We start from the raw sequence: 20,186 nt of genomic DNA, 5'->3' as shown, positions 1-20,186 counted from the left end.
AAGGCGCGGCGATGGACTTGGCGACCTTCCTCATCCAGAGCCTGAACGCGGTGCAGTACGGGCTGCTGCTGTTCCTCGTGGCGAGCGGGCTGACGCTGATCTTCGGAATCATGGGGATCATCAATCTCGCGCACGGCAGCTTCTACATGCTCGGCGCCTATCTGGCCTTCGGGCTCGGGCCGGTGGTCGAGCGCATGGGCGGCGGCTTCGGCCTGACGCTGCTGGTCGGCCTGGTGCTGTCGCTCGCGATCGGCGCGCTGCTGGAGTGGTGCTTCTTCAGCTTTCTGTACCAGCGCGACCATCTTCAGCAGGTGCTGATGACCTACGGCCTGATCCTCGTGTTCGAGGAGCTGCGCAGCCTGATCGCCGGCAACGACGTGCATGGCGTGAGCCCGCCGCCCTGGCTCGCCGGCAGCATCAGCCTCGGCGAGACGATGACCTATCCGGTCTACCGGCTGTTCATCTCGGCCGTGTGCCTGGCGCTGATCGTGGCGCTGCATCTGCTGCTGTCGCGCACGCGGCTCGGCATGCAGGTACGCGCCGGCGCCAGCAACCGACCGATGGCGCAGGCCATGGGCATCGACATCGCGCGGCTCTACCGCGTGGTGTTCGCGATTGGCGTGGCGCTCGCGGCCTTTGCCGGAATGATCGCGGCGCCGGTGTCGTCGGTGTACCCGAACATGGGCGCGCAGGTGCTCATCGTGTGCTTCGTCGTGGTGGTGATCGGCGGCATCGGCTCGATCCGCGGCGCGCTGATCGCGGCCTTGCTGGTCGGCTTCGTCGACACCTTCGGCAAGGTCTTCTTTCCCTCGCTGGCCGGTGCGCTGGTCTATGTGGCGATGGCCATGATCCTGCTCTGGAAGCCCCAGGGCCTCGTCAAGCAGTTCTGAACGGAGCCACGATGAACACCCTTTCCTCCCCCGTGCCGCCGCCGGGCCTGCCGTGGTTCAGGCTCGGTCGCGGCAGCTTCGATGCACTGGCGCTGCTGGCGCTGGTCGCGCTGCCGCTGCTCGCGCCGGGCTGGCAGATCGACCTCGTGCTCAAGGTGCTGGTGCTCGCGCTGTTTGCCGTGAGCCTCGAACTGCTCGTCGGCCACAGCGGCCTCGTGTCGCTGGGCCATGCGGCCTTCTTCGGCATCGGTGCCTATGTGCCGGCGCTGCTCGCGTCCGACGCCGGGCCGGGCGCGCTGCTGACGCTGGCGGGCGCGGCCATGCTCGCGGCGGCCGGCTATGCGCTCGTGGTCGGGCTGCTCACGCTCCGGTCCCAGGGCATCTACTTCATCATGGTCACGCTGGCCTTCGGGCAGCTGGCCTACCACCTCGCGCACGACACCCGGCTGGCCGGCGGCACCGACGGCATCTATCTCTACTTCCGTCCGCTGCTGCAAGTGGCCGGCAGCACGCTGGTCGATACCGAGGACCGCACCCAGCTCTACTGGCTGGTGCTCGCGGCGCTGGTCGCGACGCTGGTCTTCCTCAACCTCGTGCTGCACAGCCGCTTCGGCCGCGCGCTGGCCGGCGTGCGCGTGAACGAGACCCGCATGCGCGCGACCGGCTACGCGACCTATCCGTACAAGGTCGCGATCTTCGTGCTGGCCGCCGTGCTGGCCGCGCTGGCCGGCTTCTTCCAGACCGTGAAGGACGGCTTCGTGAGCCCCGAAAGCCTGAGCTGGCACCAGTCGGGCGCGGTGCTGGTGATGTGCATCCTCGGCGGGCTCGGCAGCCTGCGCGGCGCGGTGCTGGGCGCGGTCGCCTTCGTGGCGCTGCAGGAGCTGTTCCAGAGCGAGGCGCTGTTCGGCGATTTCGCGCGCCACTGGCAGCTCGGTTTCGGGCTGGCGATCATCGCCTGCGTGGCGGCGATGCCGCGCGGGCTGGTCCATCTCGCGGGCGACCTGGTCAACCGGCTGGCGCGCCGCGCGCCGGGAGCCTCGGCATGAAGCCCGTCATCCATCACACGCACGCCGGGCAGCCGGCGCTGATCGCGGCCGGACTCACGCGCGCCTTCGGCGGGCTGGTCGCGGTCGATCATGTCGACATCACCGTGAACGCGGCCAGCGTGCATGCGGTCATCGGCACCAACGGCGCCGGCAAGTCGACGCTCATCAACCTGCTGACCGGCGAGTTCCCGCCCAGCTCGGGAAAGATCGTCTTCGAGGGCAGCGACATCACCGGCTGGCACCAGTCGCGCCGCTCGCGCGCGGGGCTCGGCCGCAGCTATCAGCGCAACACGATCTTTCCGGAGTTCGACGTGACCGAGAACTGCCGGCTCGCGGCGCAATCGCGCTGGCAGCGGGCCTGGAACTGGATCACGCCGGCCGCGCGCTGCCGGCTTGCGCGCGAACGCGCCGCCGCCGTCATCGAGCGCGTGGGCCTCGGCGCGGTCGCGCGGCGCCGCGCGGCCGAGCTGTCGCACGGGCAGAAGCGCCAGCTCGAAATCGCGATGTGCCTCGCAACCGCGCCGCGCGTGCTGCTGCTCGACGAACCGCTCGCCGGCATGGGCGCGGAGGAGACCGAACGCATGCTGGCGCTGCTGGCCGACCTCAAGCGCGACCACGCGATTTTGCTGGTCGAGCACGACATGGACGCGGTGTTCCGCATCGCCGACTGCATCACGGTGATGGTCAACGGCCGCGTGATCGCGAGCGGCCCGCCCGACGCAATCCGGCGCGACGCGGCGGTGCAGGAAGCCTATCTGGGCCATGAAGTGGAGGCGGCATGAACGCGCTTGCAGAACCCGTCGCCGCGCCGCTGCTCGTCGCCGACGGCATCCATTCGTTCTACGGCCAGAGCCATGTGCTGCACGGCGTGTCGATCGGCATCGCGCGCGGCCAGAGTCTCGGCCTGCTCGGGCGCAACGGCATGGGCAAGACCACGCTGATCCGCAGCCTGCTCGGCTTCGTGCGCGCGGCGCGCGGCAGCGTGACCATCGCCGGCCAGGACATGACGCGCGCCCGGCCCGAGCGCATTGCACGCCTCGGCATCGGCTATGTGCCCGAGGGGCGCGGCGTGTTCCCGAACCTGAGCGTGCGCGAGAACCTGGTCATGGCCGCGCGCCCCGGCCCCGACGGCCGCCGCGACTGGACGCTCGACCGCGTGCTCGCGACCTTTCCGCGGCTGGCCGAGCGGCTCGACCACGGCGGCGGCCAGCTCTCGGGCGGCGAGCAGCAGATGATGGCCATCGGCCGCGCGCTCATGACCAATCCCGATCTGCTCATCCTCGACGAGGCGACCGAAGGCCTCGCGCCGCTGGTGGTGAAAGAGATCTGGAAGGTGATCGCGGCGATCCGCGACACCGGCATCGCCTCGCTCATCGTCGACCGCGACTACCGCGCGGTACTCGCGAACACCGACCGCTGCGTCGTGCTCGACAAGGGCCAGGTGGCGGTCGCGGGCGAGTCGGCCGCGCTGGCCGCCGACGCGGCGCAGCTGCACCGCCATCTCGGCGTCTGACCGGGATCGGCCGCCCTCCCCGATGCCGCGACTGCTCGCCGGTCTAGCGGTCGCGTGTCGACGACGCCCATTCGCCCAGCGTGCGTTGGCATTGATAGATGTCGTCGATGAGCCCGCGCAGCACGCCGATCTCGGGTGAGCTGTCGTGCAGCCGCGAGCTCATGATGATCGGCGACACCGCCTGCGGCTCGGAGATCGGCCGGTAGACGATCTCGTCGGGTCGCAGCCGGTGCACGCTGACCGGCACCACGCACACGCCCATGCCGGCCGCCACCAGCCCGAGCGCGATCTGCATTTCCTGCACCTCGTGCACCGCCGCCGGCTGCACGCCCAGGTCGCGGAACAGCGACAGCACCTGGTCGGCATAGCTCGGCCGCGGCAGGCGCGGGTACACCAGATTCTCGTGCCGGGCCGCCTCGACCAGGCTGACCGGATCGGTGCTGGCAGCCAGTTCATGCTCGCTGGGTATCGCCAGAACCAGCCTTTCCTCGCGCAATACCTCGCGCTTCACCGCCGGATCGTCAAGTCGGATTCTCCCGAAGCCGACATCGATCCGACCGGTCTTGAGCGCCTCCAGCTGCTCGACCGTGGTCATTTCATGCAGCGCCAGACCGACCTGTGGCCGCGCCGCGCGATACAGCCGCACCAGTCGTGGAAGCGCGCCGTACATCGTGGAAGACACGAAGCCGATGACCAGCCGGCGTTCCAGCTGGGCCACGCGTTGCGTGGTGCGCACCGCCTGATCGGCCTGTTCGAGCAGCCGCGTGGCCTGGGCGTAGAAGAAGCGCCCGGCCTCGGTCAGCCGGCAGGGCCGCGAGCCGCGCTCGAAAAGCGGCATGCCGAGTTCCTCTTCCAGATCCTGGATCTGCCGGCTCAGCGGCGGCTGCGAGATGTGCAGCTTCTCGGCCGCGCGGGTGAAGTTCTGCTCGTCGGCCACGGCCACGAAGTAGCGCAGGTGTCTCAGTTCCATACGATGCCTTGAAGGTATTGAACCAGTCTAAAACCGTCTTGGACCTGGCGCACGCGTTTGCCGAACATGGCGTCACCCAATCACACGCCGGACGGCTCGAATGAGTTCAAACGCCAAGCTTCTGTCGGTCGAAGCGCTGCTCGTGGATGTGCCCACGATCCGCCCGCACCGGCTGTCGGTCGCCACCATGAATCACCAGACCCTCGTGCTGGTGCGCATCGAAAGCGACGACGGCATCGTCGGCTGGGGCGAAGGCACGACCATCGGCGGCCTGGCCTATGGCGAGGAGAGCCCGGAGAGCATCAAGGTCAACATCGACAGCTATTTCGCGCCGCTGCTGGTGGGCGCGGCGGCGGGCGATGTGGCCTGGCTGATGGCCACGCTCGACGACCGCATCCAGGGCAACCGCTTCGCCCGCTGCGCGGTGGAAACCGCGCTCTACGACGCCCAGGCCCGGCGCCTCGGCGTGCCGCTCGGCGACCTGTTCGGCGGCCGGGTGCGCGACAGCATTCCGGTGGCCTGGACGCTGGCCAGCGGCGACACCGCCCGCGACATCGCCGAGGCCGAGCGGGTGCTCGACCTGCGCCGGCACAACATCTTCAAGCTGAAGATCGGCCTGCGCCCGGTGAAGGACGATGTGCGTCATGTGGCCGCGATCAAGCGCGCGCTCGGCGACCGCGCCAGCGTGCGCATCGATGCCAACCAGGCCTGGACCGTGACCCAGGCGCTCGAAGGCATGACGATGCTGGCCGCCGCCGGCGTCGACATGGTCGAGCAGCCGATCGCCGCGCACGACAAGGCAGGGCTCCAGCGCCTGACCCAGGCCAACATCCTGCCGGTGATGGCCGACGAGGCGCTGCACGGCCCGCATGACGCCTTCACCGTCGCAAAGATGCAGGCGGCCGACATCTTTGCAGTGAAGATCAACCAGTCGGGCGGACTGATCGGCGCGGCCCAGGTGGCCGCCATCGCCAAGGCCGCCAACATCGACCTCTACGGCGGAACCATGCTCGAAGGCGCCGTCGGCACGCTGGCCTCGGCCCATCTCTTCAGCACCTTCCACGAGCTGGCCTGGGGCACCGAATTGTTCGGGCCGCTGCTGCTCACCGAGGAAATCCTGCGCGAGCCGCTGGAGTACCGCGACTTCGCGCTCGCGATTCCGCGCCGGCCCGGCCTCGGCATCGACATCGACGAGGAAAAGCTGGCCCGGCTGCGCCGCGACCGCTGATCGCTCCCCCTTCAATCCGCAAGCGGACCCGCGCACCGGGCCCGGAAGGACTTCCCATGCTGTTCAAGGTGGAAATGGATGTGCGGCTGCCGGCCGACATGGCAGCAGCCGAGGCCGACGCCCTCAAGAAGACCGAGCGCGAGATCGCGCAAGGCCTGCAACGCAGCGGCAAGTGGCGCCATCTGTGGCGCGTGGCCGGCCGCTACGCAAACGTGAGCGTTTTCGATGTCGACAGCGTGGACGAGCTGCACCAGCTCATCTCGACGCTGCCGCTGTTTCCCTACATGCAGATCGAGGTGACGGCGCTGTGCCGCCATCCGTCCTCGATCCGCGAAGACGACCGCTGAGACGGCCGCGCCGCAACCCGCCTTTTACCCACCGCCACAGAGCACTCAAGAGGAGACACTCATGGACCGCAAGACCATCGACGCACTCGTCGCCCGCTTCGCCAGCACCGGCGTCACCGGCCCCGGCGACGAACGCATCAAGACCGTCGTGAACCGCCTGCTCGGCGACCTGATGCTGGCCATCGAAGACCTCGACATCCAGCCCGGCGAGTTCTGGTCGGGCCTCAATTTTCTGGCCGAAGCCGGCCCCGAGCTTGGCCTGATCGCGGCCGGCACCGGGCTTGAGCACTACCTCGATCTGCGCATGGACGAGGCCGAAGCCAGGGCCGGTCTGGCTGGCGGCACGCCGCGCACCATCGAAGGCCCGCTCTACGTGGCCGGCGCGCCGGTCGCCCAGGGCCATGCGCGGCTCGACGACGGGACGCAGCCCGGCGACATCGTGGTGATGCATGGCGTGGTGCGCGGCAGCGACGGCAAGCCGGTCGCGGGCGCGCTGGTCGAGGCCTGGCATGCCAACCATCTCGGCAACTACTCGCACTTCGACAAGAACCAGGCCGAATTCAATCTGCGCCGCGGCATCGTCACCGATGCCGAAGGCCGCTACAGCTTCCGCACCATCATGCCGGTGGGCTATAGCGTGCCCCCGGGCGGCACGACCGAACGGCTGCTCACCGCGCTCGGCCGCCACGGCCATCGTCCGGCGCACATCCATTTCTTCGTGACCGCGCCCGGCTTTCGCAAGCTGACCACGCAGATCAACATCGAGAGCGATCCCCACCTCTGGGACGACTTCGCCTTCGGCACCCGCGACGGCCTGGTGCCGCCGATCAGGCGTGCCGAATCGCTGCCGGCCTATGGCGTCGACCAGCTCTGCCATGAGATCGAATTCGACTTCGACCTGCATGCCGAAGTGGCTGCCGCGCCGCGCACCGACTTCGAGCGCCTGCGCGCCGCCGCCTGATCCGGTTTCACCCAGGGGAGACGCACATGAGCAATTTCGATGGCGGCAAGCCGCGCCTCGACAGCCTGCTGATCGAGGACCGCGAACGGCAGGACTACCGCCTGCACCGCTCGGCCTTCACCGACGAGGCGCTGTTCGAGCTGGAGATGAAGCACATCTTCGAGGGCAACTGGATCTATCTGGCGCATGAAAGCCAGATCCCGAATCCGAACGACTACCTGACGACGTTCATGGGGCGTCAACCCATCGTCATCACGCGCAACAAGGCCGGTGAGCTGAACGCCGTCATCAACGCCTGTTCGCACCGTGGCGCGACGCTGTGCCGGCACAAGAAGGGCAACCGCGCCAACTTCACCTGCAGCTTTCACGGCTGGACCTTCAACAACAGCGGCAAGCTGCTCAAGGTCAAGGACGCGACCGACGCCGGCTATCCCGACGGCTTCAACAGGAACGGCGGCCATGACCTCAAGAAGGTGGCGCGCTTCGAGAGCTATCGCGGCTTTCTGTTCGGCAGCCTCAATGCCAACGTCAAGCCGCTGGCCGAGTTCCTCGGCGAGGCGACCAAGATCATCGACATGATCGTCGACCAGTCGCCCGACGGACTCGAAGTGCTGCGCGGCGCCTCGACCTACACCTTCGACGCCAACTGGAAACTCCAGACCGAGAACGGCGCCGACGGCTATCACGTCAGTTCGGTGCACTGGAACTACGCCGCCACCACCAACCACCGCAAGCAGGCGGCGGCCGGCGACCAGATCAAGGCGATGGACGCCGGCAGCTGGGCCAAGCAGGGCGGCGGCTTCTACTCCTTCGAGCATGGCCACATGCTGTTGTGGACCAAGTGGGCCAATCCCGAGGACCGGCCCGCCTACCAGATCCGCGACGAGCTGGTGAGCAAGTTCGGCCAGGCCCGCGCCGACTGGATGATCGGCCACTCGCGCAACCTCTGCCTCTATCCCAACGTCTATCTGATGGACCAGTTCGGCTCGCAGATCCGGGTGCTGCGACCGATCGCCGTCGACAAGACCGAAGTCACCATCTACTGCATCGCGCCCAAGGGCGAATCGGCCGAGGCCCGCGCGCGCCGCATCCGCCAGTACGAGGACTTCTTCAACGCCACCGGCATGGCCACGCCCGACGACCTGGAGGAGTTCCGCGCCTGCCAGCAGGGCTATGCCGGCATCGCGCTGGAGTGGAACGACATGTGCCGCGGCGCAACCCACTGGGTGCACGGCGCCGACGCTGCCGCGAAGGAGATCGATCTGCATCCGCGCCTGAGCGGCATCAAGACCGAGGACGAGGGCCTCTACACCGAGCAGCACCGCTACTGGCTCGAACAGATGCGGCATGCGCTCGACAGCGAAACCGGCCAGGCCTGAGGACCGCCATGACGATCAGCACCGAACAACTCACGGCCTTCCTCTACCGCGAAGCGCGCCTGCTCGACGACCGGCAATGGGACGCATGGCTCACCTGCTATGCGCCCGATGCCGAATTCTGGATGCCGGCCTGGGACGACGACGACGAGCTCACCGTCGATCCGCAGCGCGAGATCTCGCTCATCTACTACCCCAACCGGGGCGGCCTCGAAGACCGCGTGTTCCGCATCAAGACCGAGCGCTCGGCCGCGACCCTGCCCGACACCCGCACCAGCCACAACATCAGCAATGTGGAAGTCGAGTCGCGCGACGGCAGCCTGGTGACGCTGCGCTTCAACTGGCACACCTTCAGCTACCGCTACAGGATCACCGACAGCTATTTCGGCATGTCGCGCTATGTGATCGACACGGCGGGCGCCGAGCCGCTCATCAAGCGCAAGGTCGTCGTGCTCAAGAACGACTACATCCATCACGTGCTCGACGTCTATCACGTCTGAGCCCAGCGCAATTGCGGCCGGCCCACTGCGCGCCGGCCCGCGCGGAGCCCCCATGAATCACCAGATCGCCCTGCAATTCGAGGACGGCGTGACGCGTTTCATCGCCGCCACGCCCGACGAGACCGTGGCCGACGCGGCCTTCCGCCAAGGCATCAATGTGCCGCTCGACTGCCGCGACGGCGCCTGCGGCACCTGCAAGTGCTTCGCCGAGTCGGGCAGCTTCACGATGGGCGAATACATCGAGGACGCGCTCAGCGAGGACGAGGCGGCGCAGGGCTATGTGCTCACCTGCCAGATGCGCGCGGCGAGCGATTGCGTGCTGCGCGTGCCGGTCACGTCCGACCTCTGCCGCGCCGCGCCGACCGTGTTCGACGCCCGCGTCGCCGAGCTGCAAGCGCTGTCGCCGAGCACGCTGGCGCTCACCATCGAGGGCGAGTCGCTGCGCGGCCTGTCCTTTCTGCCCGGGCAGTACGTCAAGCTCGGCGTGCCCGGCACGACCGAGACGCGTGCCTACTCGTTCAGCTCGATGCCGCAGGACGGCCGCGTGGCCTTCCTGATCCGCAACGTGCCCGGCGGCCTCATGAGCGGCTGGCTCACGCAGTCGGCCAAGGCCGGCGACGCGCTGCGGCTCGAAGGCCCGCTCGGCAGCTTCTATCTGCGCGACATCCGCCGGCCGGTGCTGATGCTGGCCGGCGGCACCGGCCTCGCGCCCTTCACCGCGATGCTCGACCGCATCGCGGCGCAAGGCAGCGCCCATCCGATCCACCTGATCTACGGCGTGACCCATGACGCCGATCTGGTGGCGACCGACCGGCTCGCCGAGCTGGCCGCGCGCATCCCCAACTTCACGTTCGCGACCTGCGTCGCCAATCGCGAAAGCGCCCATCCGCGCACCGGCTATGTCACCGAGCACATCGAGCCGGCGCATCTCAATGCCGGCGAAGTCGACATCTACCTCTGCGGCCCGCCGCCGATGGTCGAGGCGGTGAGCCGCTTCATCCGCGAACGCGCGCTCGACGGCGCCGGCTTCCACTACGAGAAGTTCGCCGCGAGCGTCTGATTTCCCGGCCCGTCGCGTCTCCAGGCGCGTGGGCCTTTTTTTGCGAGGCCGTTCATGAGCCAGAGATTCGAGAACAAGGTTGCCGTCGTCACCGGCGCGGCCCAGGGCATCGGCCGCCGCGTCGCCGAGCGGCTGCTGGAGGAAGGTGCAAGCCTGGTCGCGGTCGACCGCGCCGACTTCATCCACGAGCTGCGCGCCCTGCCCGGCGCCGACGGCCGCATCCTGACCCTCACCGCCGATCTTGAGCGCCATGCCGATTGCGAAGGCGTGATGGCGCAGGCGGTCGAGCGCTTCGGCAAGCTCGATGTGCTGGTCAACAACGTCGGCGGAACGATCTGGGCCAAGCCCTTCGAGCATTACCGCGAGCACGAGATCGAAGCCGAGGTGCGGCGCTCGCTGTTCCCCACGCTGTGGTGCTGCCATGCGGCACTGCCGCACATGCTTGAGCGCGGCCAGGGCGCCATCGTCAACGTGTCGTCGATCGCCACGCGCGGCGTGAACCGCGTGCCCTATGGCGCGGCCAAGGGCGGCGTCAATGCGCTGACCGCCTGCCTCGCCTTCGAGACCGCAGAGCGCGGCATCCGCGTCAACGCCACCGCGCCCGGCGGCACCGAGGCGCCGCCGCGTCGCGTGCCGCGCAACACCGAAACGCCGAGCGCCGACGAGCAGCGCTGGTACCGCCAGATCGTCGACCAGACCGTCGCCTCCAGCCTGATGAAGCGCTACGGCAGCATCGACGAGCAGGCCGGCGCCATCCTTTTCCTGGCCTCGGACGAGGCCAGCTACATCACCGGCGTCGTGCTGCCCATCGGCGGCGGCGACCTCGGCTGAGCCGTCACGGCGCGATCACCACAACCACCCGCAAAGGGGGAGACATGCAGTCCACCGACATTTCCGGCGTCATCGACAACGCGCGCTTCAACCGCTTTCACTGGAGCGTGCTGTTCTGGTGCGCACTCATCATCGTGTTCGACGGCTACGACCTGGTCATCTACGGCGTGGTGCTGCCGGTGCTGATGAAGCAATGGGGCCTGAGCCCGATCGAGGCCGGCGCGCTCGGCAGCTATGCTCTGTTCGGGATGATGGCCGGCGCGATGCTGTTCGGCCCGCTCGCCGACCGCTTTGGCCGCAAGAAGGTCATCGCCGCCTGCGTGCTGCTGTTCAGCGGTTTCACGGTGCTCAACGGCTTCGCCGCCACGCCGGGGCAGTTTGGCGTCTGCCGCTTCATCGCGGGGCTTGGCATCGGCGGCGTCATGCCCAATGTGGTCGCGCTCATCAGCGAGTACGCGCCCAAGCGCATCCGCAGCCTGCTGGTGGCGGTGATGTTCAGCGGCTATTCGGTCGGCGGCATGCTGTCGGCCACGCTCGGCATGCTGCTGATGCCGACGCTCGGCTGGCAGTGGGTGTTCTTCGTGGCCGGCGCGCTGTTGCTGCTGCTGCCGGCGATCCTGCTGTTCCTGCCCGAGTCGGTCGGCTTTCTGCTGCGCGCCGGCCGCGAGGACGAGGCGCGCGACATCCTGGCGCGGCTCGATCCGGACTTTGCCGCGCCGGCCGGCGTGCCGCTGCGCATGCCGGCCGCCATCACCCGGGGCGCGCCGCTGTTCGCGCTGTTCCGCGAGGGCCGGGCGCTGCGCAGCCTGATGCTGTGGACCGCCTTCTTCGCCTGCCTGCTGATGGTCTATGCGCTCAACTCCTGGCTGCCCAAGCTGATGGTCAAGGCCGGCTACGACCTCGGCTCCAGCCTGAGCTTTCTGCTGGTGCTCAACTTCGGCGCCATCTTCGGCGCGGTGGGCGGCGGCTGGCTTGGCGACCGCATCAATCTGCCGCGCGTGCTGGCGGCGTTCTTTGCGCTGGCGGCACTGTCGATCGGGCTGCTCGGCCATCCGCAACCGGCCTGGCTGCTCAATGCGCTGATCGCCGTGGCCGGCGCCACCACCATCGGTTCGCAAATCCTGCTGTATGCGCTCGGCGCCCAGTTCTATCCGATGGCCATGCGCTCGACCGGCCTCGGCTGGGCCTCGGGCGTGGGCCGCAACGGCGCCATCCTGGGCCCGATCCTGGGCGGCGCGCTGCTCGGCATGGAGCTGCCGCTCGACTACAACTTCTATGCCTTCGCACTGCCCGGCGTGCTGGCCTGCGCCGCGATGGCGGTGTTTGCGGCCGGTCATCGCGCGCCCGATCTGCCAGCGCTTGCAGCCACCGCCTGAGCGCGCCGGCGATGCCGCTCAGGGACTTCTCGCTCTCAGCCCTGACCGCCGGTTTCATGGCGGTGCTCATTTCCTACTCGGGGCCGCTCGTCATCTTTTTCCAGGCCGCTCAGCGCGCCGGCGCGGCCCCGGAAATGATCGCCTCCTGGGTCTGGGCCATCTCCATCGGCGCCGGCCTGTCGGGGCTGCTGCTGAGCTGGCGCTTTCGCGCGCCGGTCATCACCGCCTGGTCGGCGCCGGGCACGGCGCTGCTGGTGGCGCTGTTCCCGGCCATCTCGCTCAACGAGGCGGTCGGCGCCTATCTGGTGGCGGCGGCGGTGCTGGTGGCGATCGGGCTGTCGGGCGGCTTCGACCGGCTGGTCGGGCTCATCCCACGCGGCGTGGCCAGCGCGATGATGGCCGGCATCCTGTTCCGCTTTGGCGTCGGCGCCTTCACGGCGGCCGAGCTGGCGCCGACGCTGGCCTTCGGGATGATCGCGGTCTATCTGCTGCTGCGCCGGCTGCTGCCGCGCCATTGCCTGGTGCTGCTGCTCATTGCCGGCATTGCGCTGGCCGTGGGGGTCGAAGGCGCGAGCCTGCACGGCCTGCGGCCGAGTCTGGCGACGCCGATGTTCATCGCGCCCGAATGGACCGCGCGCGCCACCCTCGGGCTGGCGCTGCCGCTGGTGCTGGTGAGCCTGACCGGGCAGTTCATGCCGGGCCTGGCGATCCTGCGCCAGGCCGGCTATGACGTGCCGGCACGGCCGGTGCTGGGCGTGCTCGGGCTGGTGTCGCTGCCGGCGGCGCTGTTCGGCGGCATCACCCTGGTCACGGCATCGATCACGGCCGCGCTGTGCACCGGCCCCGAGGCGCATCCGGACCCGGCGCGGCGCCATGTGGCGGGGCTCGCCAATGGCGTCTTCTATCTGCTGGGCGGCAGCTTTGCCGGAACCATCGTGCTGCTGTTCACCGCGCTGCCCAAGACCTTCGTCGCGGTGCTCGCGGGGCTGGCGCTGGTCGGCGCCATCGGCAACAACCTGCTCGGGATGATGAGCGAGCCGGACCAGCGCGAGGCCTCGGTCATCACCTTCCTGGCGACGGCGTCCGGCATGTCGCTGTTCGGGCTGGGCTCGGCGTTCTGGGGCGTGGCGCTCGGGTCGCTGGCGTGGCTGGTGCTGCATCGGCCGTTCAGCGCGCCGTGGCTGGCGCGGGCCGCGCGAACGAGCCGGCCGGGCTGAGCTTGCAACCCGCCTGCGCCGATCCGGCCCAGGCGAGCCTTGTCGTTCAGGCTGAACGCTGCCGCCCGAGCCGGCGGTAGAGCGTGGCCCGGCCCATGCCGAGCAGCCGGGCGGCGGCGGTCACGTTGCCGCCAGCCTCGTCCAGCGCCTGCCGGATCGCGCTGTCCTCGGCGCGTTGCAGCAGGCCGCCTTCGGCACCGGAAAGCCTGGGTGCAGCGGCCAGCGCATCGGCCGCCAGTTCATCGTCGAAGTCGGCGCGGGTCAGCGGCGCCTGCGGCTCGGCCAGCGCAAACGCGCGCCGCAGCGCATGCGCGAGCTGGCGCACATTGCCCGGCCACGGTGCCGCGCGCAGCGTCTGGCGCAGCGCGCCGCCGATGCGCTCCGGCGCCTCGCCGGCGGCCAGTACCAGCGCGTCGAGCAGCGCATCGAAGTCGGCCCGCTCGCGCAGCGGCAGCAGCCGGAACGGATGGCCGGCGATGCGGTAGTACAGGTCTTCGCGGAAGCGCCCGTCGGCCACCTGGGCGCGCAGATCGCGGTGGGTTGCGCAGACGATGCGCAGATCGACCGTCACCGGCCGCGTGCTGCCCAGCCGCACCACCTCGCCGCTGTCGAGCACACGCAGCAGCGTGGCCTGGAGCGCCAGCGGCATGTCGCCGATCTCGTCGAGGAACAGCGTGCCGCCGGCAGCGGCTTCGATCTTGCCGGGCGCGCCGCCGCGCCGCGAGCCGGTGTAGGCGCCATCCACATGGCCGAACAGTTCGCCGGCCAGCAGCTCGCCCGGAATGGCGGCGCAATTGAGCGCGACGAACGGGCCGGCCGCGCGCTCGCTGGCCTGATGCAGGGCGCGCGCGGTCACGTCCTTGCCGCAGCCGGTCTCGCCGCTGAGCAGCACCGGCAGCGCGGCCCGCAGCGCGCGCGCCGCCCGGTCGAAGCCGGCATCGAGCCGGGCATCGCCGAAGCAGGGCCGCGCGGCGGCAGATGGCACCGAGCGTGCGGGCGCAATCGCGGCGCGTGCCAGTGCCGGCGCAAGCGGCTGGGCGCGCAGCCGCATGCCGTTCTGCAGCCGCAACGGCAGCTCGGGCGCAAGGCGCAGCCCGGGCGCCCAGGCATGGAAGCGCGCATCGAACAGCGCGCCGAAATCGAGCCCGACCAGACTCGGCGGCAGCCCGATGAGCTGGCGCGCGGCGCGCGAGGCCGCGATCAGCTGGCCGTCTTCATCGAGCGCGAGCCAGGCGGCGGTGCTGGCCGCGCCGGCGCCCGGCAGCTCGTCGCCGACATCGATGCCGATGCGCACATAGGCCGGCAGCTCCATGAACATGCGTCGCTCGATGCGCTGGGCGCAGCGCTGCGCGAGCCAGAGCGCGGCCTGCGACATGTTCGGCGCGTCATGTCCGACATCGACCGCGCCGACCACATTGCCCTGCGGATCGAACACCGGCGCCGCGCAGCAATGAAACAGCTGGGTATCGGCAAAGAAATGCTCCGGCCCGAACAGCCGCACCGTCTGCTGCTCGGCCATCGCGATGCTCATGGCATTGCTGCCGATGGCGCGCTCCGACAGATCGACGCCGGGCCGGAAGGCGTTGCGGAAGGTGGCGCAGTGCGTGGGCATCGCGCCTTCCACCGCCAGCGTGTGACCGTGGGCATCGGTGAGCAGCACGGCATAGCCGGCGTCCTGCATCGAGCGCGCGAGCGCCACGAGTTCGGGCCGGGCCGCGTCGAGCAGCGCCCGGTTGCGCTCGATCAGCAGGCTGGCCGCGGCGCGGTCGAGCGAGGTGAACTCGATCGGCTCGTCGATGCGGCGGCCGCCGTCGCGGCAGCGGGTCCAGGAGCGCAGGACCGCGTCCTCGACCAGCCCGTCGGCGCACTGGCCGTCGTTGAAGAAGGCATGGCGGGCGCGCCGGATGGTCTCCGGTGCATAGCCGCCGCCAGTTGCAAAAGAGGTAGCCACGATTCAGGTTCACACGCGCGGATGAAAAAGTGCGCCGACCCTAGCGACGCGGGCGCGCCAGCGTCAACGCGACCAAACCCCTAGCGCCGTCCGTCGCCCGACTGTGGTTTCGGCGTCTCGGCGTCCCGCAATGAGACCGGCGCATCCCGCAGCGGGACGCGCGAGACGCCGCCGCCAGCGCGCGCCGCTTCGCAAGCGCTTGATTTGGCAGGGACAAGCGCCGTCGCCAGCGCCGCCGGCCGGGGCGGTACGCCGCTTGCCCTAGGCAAACGCGGCGGGCCCAGACCCGCCCTCAGCCACCACCGAGGAGACCGGCATGAACATCCACGAACTTCCGCTTCCGTCGAGCGGCCTGATCTACAGCTCGGGCTGGCGCGAAGCCCACGGCGGCAGCGCCGAGGTGCGCGAGCCGGCGACCGGCGCCGTGCTCGGCCGCACCGGCATCGCCGACGCCACCGATGTGGACGAGGCCGCCCGCGCCGCCGCGCTCGCCCAGAAAGCCTGGGCCGCCACGCCCTTCGACCGGCGCGCCGCCGTGCTGCGCGAGGCCGCGCGCCTGCTCAAGGAGCGCGCCGACAGCTTTCGCTACTGGAACGTCCGCGAAGCCGGCTCGGTGCCGCTCAAGGCCGACTGGGAGCTGCACGCCACCTACGAGCAGCTGCTGATGAGCGCAAGCCTGCCGATGCAGCCGACCGGCGAGATCTTTCCGTCGGCCATGCCGGGCCGCACCAACTATTGGCGCCGCGTGCCCATTGGCGTGGTCGGCGTGATCTCGCCGTGGAACTTCCCGCTGCTGCTGTCGATGCGCTCGATCGCGCCGGCGCTGGCGCTCGGCAATGCCGTGCTGCTCAAGCCCGATGTGCAGACCGCCGTGATCGGCGGCGCGCTGATCGCCCAGCTGTTTGCCGATGCCGGCCTGCCCGACGGCCTGCTGCAACTGCTGCCCGGCGGTCCCGACACCGGCGACGCCGTCGTGCGCCATCCGGCGGTGTCGATGATCGCCTTCACCGGCTCGACCGGCGTCGGCCGCAGCATCGGCGCCACCTGCGGCCAGCTGCTCAAGAAGTGCGCGCTCGAACTCGGCGGCAACAACGCGCTGGTCGTGCTCGACGATGCCGATCTCGACGCCGCCAGCTCCAGCGGCGCCTGGGGCGCCTTTCTGCATCAGGGCCAGATCTGCATGCAGGCCGGGCGCCATCTCGTGCATCGCAGCGTCGCGGCGCGCTATGCCGAGCTGCTCGCCGAGCGCGCCGGCAAGCTCGCGGTCGGCGACCCGTTCACCGAGCCGGTCCATCTCGGCCCGATCATCAACGCCAGGCAGCTCGCGCGCATCGACGCCATCGTGCAGGGCGCGCTGCGCGACGGCGCCCGGCTGCTCACCGGCGGCCCGCAGTCCGGCCTGTTCTACCGCCCGACCGTGCTCGCCGACGTGCGACCCGACATGGCGGCGTTCAGCGAGGAAATCTTCGGTCCGGTCGCGCCCATCACCGTGTTCGACAGCGACGACGAGGCGGTCGCGCTGGTCAACGCCTCGCCCTATGGCCTCGCGGCCGCGATCCACAGCCGCAACGTGCAACGCGGCCTCGCCCTCGCGGCGCGGCTGCACACCGGCATGGTCCACATCAACGACCAGACCGTGAACAACGAATTCCAGGTGCCCTTCGGCGGCATGGGCGCGTCGGGCAATGGCGGGCGCTTTGGCGGCCCGGCCAACCTGCATGAGTTCACCGAGACGCAGTGGGTCAGCGTGCTCGAACAAGGCATCCAGTACCCGTTCTGACCAACAACAAGACCCAAGAGGAGACCCACATGAACCCGTCCCTGCGCACCGCCCTGCTCGGCGCCACGCTCGCCTTTGCCGGCACTGCCGCCCACGCCATCGACATCGACGCCGGCGACTACACCGCCCTGCCCGAGGGCACGAACATCGCGGCGCTCTACGCCCAGACCGCCCAGCGCGACCAGCTCTATGCCAACGGCAAGCGCCCGGCCGGCAGCTACGGCCTCGACTCCAACATCGGCATCCTGCGGATGATCCATTTCATGAAGATCGCCGGCTTCACGGTCGATCCGCAATTCCTGCTGCCCTTCGGCCGGCTCGAAGCCAAGAACGATCTGGCGCCGGCACTCGGCAACCGCAGCGGCGTCGGCGACCTGATCCTCGCCGCCACCGTCTGGCTGCATGAGGACGCGGCGAAGCGCAGCTATTTCGGCATCACGCCGTTCGTCTACGCGCCCACCGGCACCTACGACGCGAACAAGCCGCTCAACCTCGGCGAGAACCGCTGGAAGACCGCGCTGCAAGCCGCCTGGCTGTTCGGCCTCGGCGACAAGTGGACCATCGACCTCGCCGCCGACGTGACGGCCTACGGCAAGAACGACAAGGCCAATGCCGCCGGCGCCTCGCTCGAACAATCGGCCACGACCCAGCTCCAGGGCTTTGCGCGCTATGCGATGAGCCCGACCTGGGACCTGCGCGGCGGGCTGTCTTACGCGCATCTGGGCGAGACCAAGGTCGCCGGCGTGTCGCGCAACGACGCGGCCAATGTCACCAAGTTCCAGCTCGGCACCGCCGCCTTCGTCGGGCCGGCGACGCAACTGCTCGTCAACGTCGGCCGCGATCTGCGGGTGGACAACGGCTTCAAGGAAAGCGCGCGCGTGAACCTGCGCCTGCTCCAGGTCTTCTGACCGCCATCCGATTCAGGAGACAACCATGCGCATTTCCACGCCCGATCCGCGCGGCGCCGCCGCCCTGCCTGCGATGACCGCCGCCGGCGGCCTCACGCGGCGCCAGTTCCTGCTCGCCGCCGCCGCGCTCGGCCTGACCGCCGGCGCGCCCGCCACGCTGCGCGCCGCCGCGCCCGCGCCGATGAAATTCGTCGGCGCGACCGAGGCCCGCGTGTTCCAGCGCCTGCTCGACGTGATGTTGCCGACCGAGGGCAGCGCGCTGCTGCCGCCGGCCCAGGTGCCGGTGCTCCAGACGCTCGACGCGGCGCTGCTCGCGACCATGCCGCCGCACATCCTCGCCGGGCTGCGCGGCGGCATCGGCTATTTCAACGACGGCCCGAAGGCGGGCTACGGCAAGGCCTTCGTCGACCTCGGCGATGCCGACGCAATCGCCTTCTGCGACGCCTGGGCCAATGGCACCGAAGTGCCGCAGCGCGCGCTGAGCCTGGGCCTCAAGAAGCTCGTCGCGCTCGCCTACTTCGCCAATCCGCCGACCTGGGGACCGCTCGGCTACGACGGCCCGGTCACGCGCCGCAACCGCATTCCGTCGCTCGGCAACCAGCCGCTGCCCCAGGCTTGAGGAGACCAGCAACATGACCAACAAGACGATTCCGGTCGAAGTGCCGAAGCACGGCCTGCCCGTGACCCAGGCCAGCGACATCGCCGCCGGCGCCCATCTGCACCTGAAAGCCGACGCGGTCGTGGTCGGCTCGGGCGCGGGCGGCGCGGTGATGGCCTATGAACTGGCCAAGGCCGGCAAGAAGGTGATCGTGCTCGAAGCCGGCCCCTATGTGCCGTCCGAGAAATTCACCGAGATGCTCGCGATCAGCATGGGCACGCTCTACGCCGACCACGGCGGCCAGAACAACGACAGCGGCGACATCGCGATCCTGCAGGGCGCCTGCGTCGGCGGCTCGACGGTGGTCAACGCCGCGCTGTGCTTTCGCACGCCCGACTACTACCTCGACCTGTGGGGCCGCGAGTTCGGCCTGACCGCGCTCACGCCGGCGACCCTGCGGCCCTATTTCGAGAAGGTCGAGCGCAACCTCGGCATCCGCGCGGTCACGCCGCAGGAGACCAGCGGCGGCGCCGAACTGATCGCTGCCGGCATGGCCAAGCTCGGCCTGCCGCGCGGCGAGGCGCGCCGCAATGTGCGCGACTGCGTGCTGACCGGCATGTGCTTCGCGGGCTGCGCCTCGGACCGCAAGCAGTCGATGCTCGTGACCTATCTGCCGTGGGCGGTGCAGCACGGCGCAACCATCCATTCCGACACGCGGGTCACGCAGGTGCTGGCGCGCGACGGCAAGGCGACCGGCGTCGAGGCCGAGGTGGTCGACCAGCAGACCGGCAAGCCGAAGGCGCGGCTGCGCGTCGATGCGCCGATCGTGGTGCTGGCCGCCGGCCCGGTGCAGACGCCGCTGCTGCTGCTGCGCAGCCAGCTCGCCAACGGCAGCGGCCAGGTCGGCAAGAACTTCGCGTGCCATCCGACGATGTCGGTGACCGCGATGTTCGACCAGCCGGTCTACGACTTTCACGGCGCGACGCATTCGCTCTACATGGACCGCGACACGCTGCCGGAAAACGGCGGCTATCTGCTGCTCAACGCGGTGCAGGACCCGGTCGAGGCCAGCACCCAGGTCGAGCCGGGCACCGGCAAGCCCTATGTCGACTTCATGAGCCGCTACAAGTCCACGACTCGGCTCATCAGCCTGATCCACGACAAGAACGTGGGCGAGGTGAGCTGGAAGGACGGCGCCAAGTCGATCCGCTACGACGTGGACGACGAGGATTTCGAGGCGATGAAGAAGGGGCTCGCGACGACCTGCAAGGTGCTGTTCGCGGCCGGCGCGCGGCGGCTGTACATCCCGTCGTCGCAGAAGCTGGAGATCGACAGCGTCGAGGCGGTGGACGGCGTGATCGCCGGGCTGAAGAACGAGCGCTCGCGCTACCGCTACACGTCCTTCCATCCGCAAGGCACCTGCCGCATGGGCGCCGATCCGGCCAGGACGGTGGTCAATCCGCGCGGCGAGACGCATGACGTGAAGAACCTCTACATCGCCGATGCGAGCCTGCTGCCGACGTCCATCGGCTACAACCCGTCGGAGACCGTGTATGCGCTGGCGCACTACATCGCCGATGGGTTGAATGCGGCGCATCCGGCGGGGCGGCGGAGGGCGGCTTAGGTCGGGCGGG

At 69.6% G+C, this 20,186-nt stretch carries 19 protein-coding genes; 17 read left to right on the top strand and 2 right to left on the bottom strand.

The window, feature by feature from the left end; all coding sequences use genetic code 11:
- The first annotated feature begins 11 nt into the window (after window positions 1-11).
- From B9P64_RS15705 to B9P64_RS15690, 4 genes are read left to right on the top strand one after another with little or no spacing between them, the layout of a single operon-like run.
- Window positions 12-890, top strand: a complete 879-nt coding sequence (locus tag B9P64_RS15705; RefSeq protein ID WP_085317027.1) for a branched-chain amino acid ABC transporter permease — start codon at window positions 12-14, stop codon at window positions 888-890.
- An 11-nt stretch (window positions 891-901) separates the two neighbouring features.
- Complete coding sequence (locus tag B9P64_RS15700) at window positions 902-1,936, top strand: branched-chain amino acid ABC transporter permease (RefSeq protein ID WP_085317026.1); 1,035 nt, start codon at window positions 902-904, stop codon at window positions 1,934-1,936.
- Window positions 1,933-2,718, top strand: a complete 786-nt coding sequence (locus B9P64_RS15695; protein ID WP_085317025.1) for an ABC transporter ATP-binding protein — start codon at window positions 1,933-1,935, stop codon at window positions 2,716-2,718. The genes B9P64_RS15700 and B9P64_RS15695 overlap by 4 nt, the downstream gene beginning before the upstream one ends.
- Window positions 2,715-3,449: an ABC transporter ATP-binding protein gene (locus B9P64_RS15690; protein ID WP_085317024.1), complete on the top strand. Its 735-nt coding sequence runs from the start codon at window positions 2,715-2,717 to the stop codon at window positions 3,447-3,449. The genes B9P64_RS15695 and B9P64_RS15690 overlap by 4 nt, the downstream gene beginning before the upstream one ends.
- 43 nt (window positions 3,450-3,492) lie before the next feature.
- Here B9P64_RS15690 and B9P64_RS15685 read toward each other — a convergent pair whose 3' ends face one another.
- A complete protein-coding gene (locus B9P64_RS15685) occupies window positions 3,493-4,419 on the bottom strand; it encodes a LysR family transcriptional regulator (RefSeq protein ID WP_085317023.1) in 927 nt (308 codons plus the stop codon).
- A gap of 100 nt (window positions 4,420-4,519) precedes the next feature.
- Here B9P64_RS15685 and B9P64_RS15680 point away from each other — a divergent pair, with 100 nt between their 5' ends.
- The 9 genes from B9P64_RS15680 to B9P64_RS15640 all read left to right on the top strand — a co-directional run bounded on the left by B9P64_RS15680 (window position 4,520) and on the right by B9P64_RS15640 (window position 13,315).
- Complete coding sequence (locus B9P64_RS15680; protein ID WP_085317022.1) at window positions 4,520-5,647, top strand: muconate/chloromuconate family cycloisomerase; 1,128 nt, start codon at window positions 4,520-4,522, stop codon at window positions 5,645-5,647.
- Window positions 5,648-5,703: 56 nt separating this feature from the next.
- Window positions 5,704-5,994: a muconolactone Delta-isomerase gene (catC, locus tag B9P64_RS15675; protein WP_085317021.1), complete on the top strand. Its 291-nt coding sequence runs from the start codon at window positions 5,704-5,706 to the stop codon at window positions 5,992-5,994.
- 61 nt (window positions 5,995-6,055) lie between these two features.
- Window positions 6,056-6,955, top strand: coding sequence for a catechol 1,2-dioxygenase (catA, locus tag B9P64_RS15670; RefSeq protein WP_085317020.1), 900 nt, complete (start codon window positions 6,056-6,058; stop codon window positions 6,953-6,955).
- 26 nt (window positions 6,956-6,981) lie between these two features.
- On the top strand, window positions 6,982-8,334 hold the full coding sequence (gene benA / locus B9P64_RS15665) for a benzoate 1,2-dioxygenase large subunit (RefSeq protein ID WP_085317019.1): 1,353 nt from the start codon (window positions 6,982-6,984) through the stop codon (window positions 8,332-8,334).
- A gap of 8 nt (window positions 8,335-8,342) precedes the next feature.
- Complete coding sequence (gene benB / locus B9P64_RS15660) at window positions 8,343-8,831, top strand: benzoate 1,2-dioxygenase small subunit (protein ID WP_085317018.1); 489 nt, start codon at window positions 8,343-8,345, stop codon at window positions 8,829-8,831.
- A gap of 52 nt (window positions 8,832-8,883) precedes the next feature.
- Window positions 8,884-9,891 (top strand): benzoate 1,2-dioxygenase electron transfer component BenC, encoded by a 1,008-nt coding sequence (gene benC / locus B9P64_RS15655; RefSeq protein WP_085317017.1) that lies wholly within the window; start codon window positions 8,884-8,886, stop codon window positions 9,889-9,891.
- 54 nt (window positions 9,892-9,945) lie between these two features.
- Window positions 9,946-10,722 (top strand): 1,6-dihydroxycyclohexa-2,4-diene-1-carboxylate dehydrogenase, encoded by a 777-nt coding sequence (locus B9P64_RS15650; protein WP_085317016.1) that lies wholly within the window; start codon window positions 9,946-9,948, stop codon window positions 10,720-10,722.
- A gap of 44 nt (window positions 10,723-10,766) precedes the next feature.
- A complete protein-coding gene (locus B9P64_RS15645; RefSeq protein ID WP_085317015.1) occupies window positions 10,767-12,098 on the top strand; it encodes an MFS transporter in 1,332 nt (443 codons plus the stop codon).
- An 11-nt stretch (window positions 12,099-12,109) separates the two neighbouring features.
- The gene (locus B9P64_RS15640) at window positions 12,110-13,315 is read left to right on the top strand and encodes a benzoate/H(+) symporter BenE family transporter (protein ID WP_085317014.1); all 1,206 of its coding nucleotides are present in this window, start codon (window positions 12,110-12,112) and stop codon (window positions 13,313-13,315) included.
- A gap of 46 nt (window positions 13,316-13,361) precedes the next feature.
- Here B9P64_RS15640 and B9P64_RS15635 read toward each other — a convergent pair whose 3' ends face one another.
- Window positions 13,362-15,266 carry a sigma-54-dependent Fis family transcriptional regulator gene (locus B9P64_RS15635; protein ID WP_085317013.1) on the bottom strand — a complete coding sequence of 635 codons (1,905 nt, stop codon included), beginning with the start codon at window positions 15,264-15,266 and terminating at the stop codon, window positions 13,362-13,364.
- Between the two features lie 316 nt (window positions 15,267-15,582).
- On the opposite strand from B9P64_RS15635, the gene B9P64_RS15630 reads away from it, so the two are divergent.
- Genes B9P64_RS15630 through B9P64_RS15615 form a run of 4 tightly spaced genes read left to right on the top strand, consistent with a single transcriptional unit; the run spans window position 15,583 to window position 20,176 of the window.
- Window positions 15,583-17,046 carry a benzaldehyde dehydrogenase gene (locus B9P64_RS15630; RefSeq protein WP_085317012.1) on the top strand — a complete coding sequence of 488 codons (1,464 nt, stop codon included), beginning with the start codon at window positions 15,583-15,585 and terminating at the stop codon, window positions 17,044-17,046.
- Window positions 17,047-17,075: 29 nt separating this feature from the next.
- Window positions 17,076-17,954 carry a transporter gene (locus B9P64_RS15625; protein WP_085317011.1) on the top strand — a complete coding sequence of 293 codons (879 nt, stop codon included), beginning with the start codon at window positions 17,076-17,078 and terminating at the stop codon, window positions 17,952-17,954.
- Window positions 17,955-17,979: 25 nt separating this feature from the next.
- On the top strand, window positions 17,980-18,573 hold the full coding sequence (locus B9P64_RS15620) for a gluconate 2-dehydrogenase subunit 3 family protein (protein WP_085317010.1): 594 nt from the start codon (window positions 17,980-17,982) through the stop codon (window positions 18,571-18,573).
- Between the two features lie 13 nt (window positions 18,574-18,586).
- The gene (locus tag B9P64_RS15615; protein ID WP_085317009.1) at window positions 18,587-20,176 is read left to right on the top strand and encodes a GMC family oxidoreductase; all 1,590 of its coding nucleotides are present in this window, start codon (window positions 18,587-18,589) and stop codon (window positions 20,174-20,176) included.
- Window positions 20,177-20,186 lie beyond the last annotated feature (10 nt).

It is taken from the genome of Derxia lacustris, assembly GCF_002105195.1.
In the GTDB taxonomy this organism is placed as follows: Bacteria; Pseudomonadota; Gammaproteobacteria; order Burkholderiales; family Burkholderiaceae_E; genus Derxia; species Derxia lacustris.
This window is presented reverse-complemented; position numbering and strand designations above follow the sequence as displayed.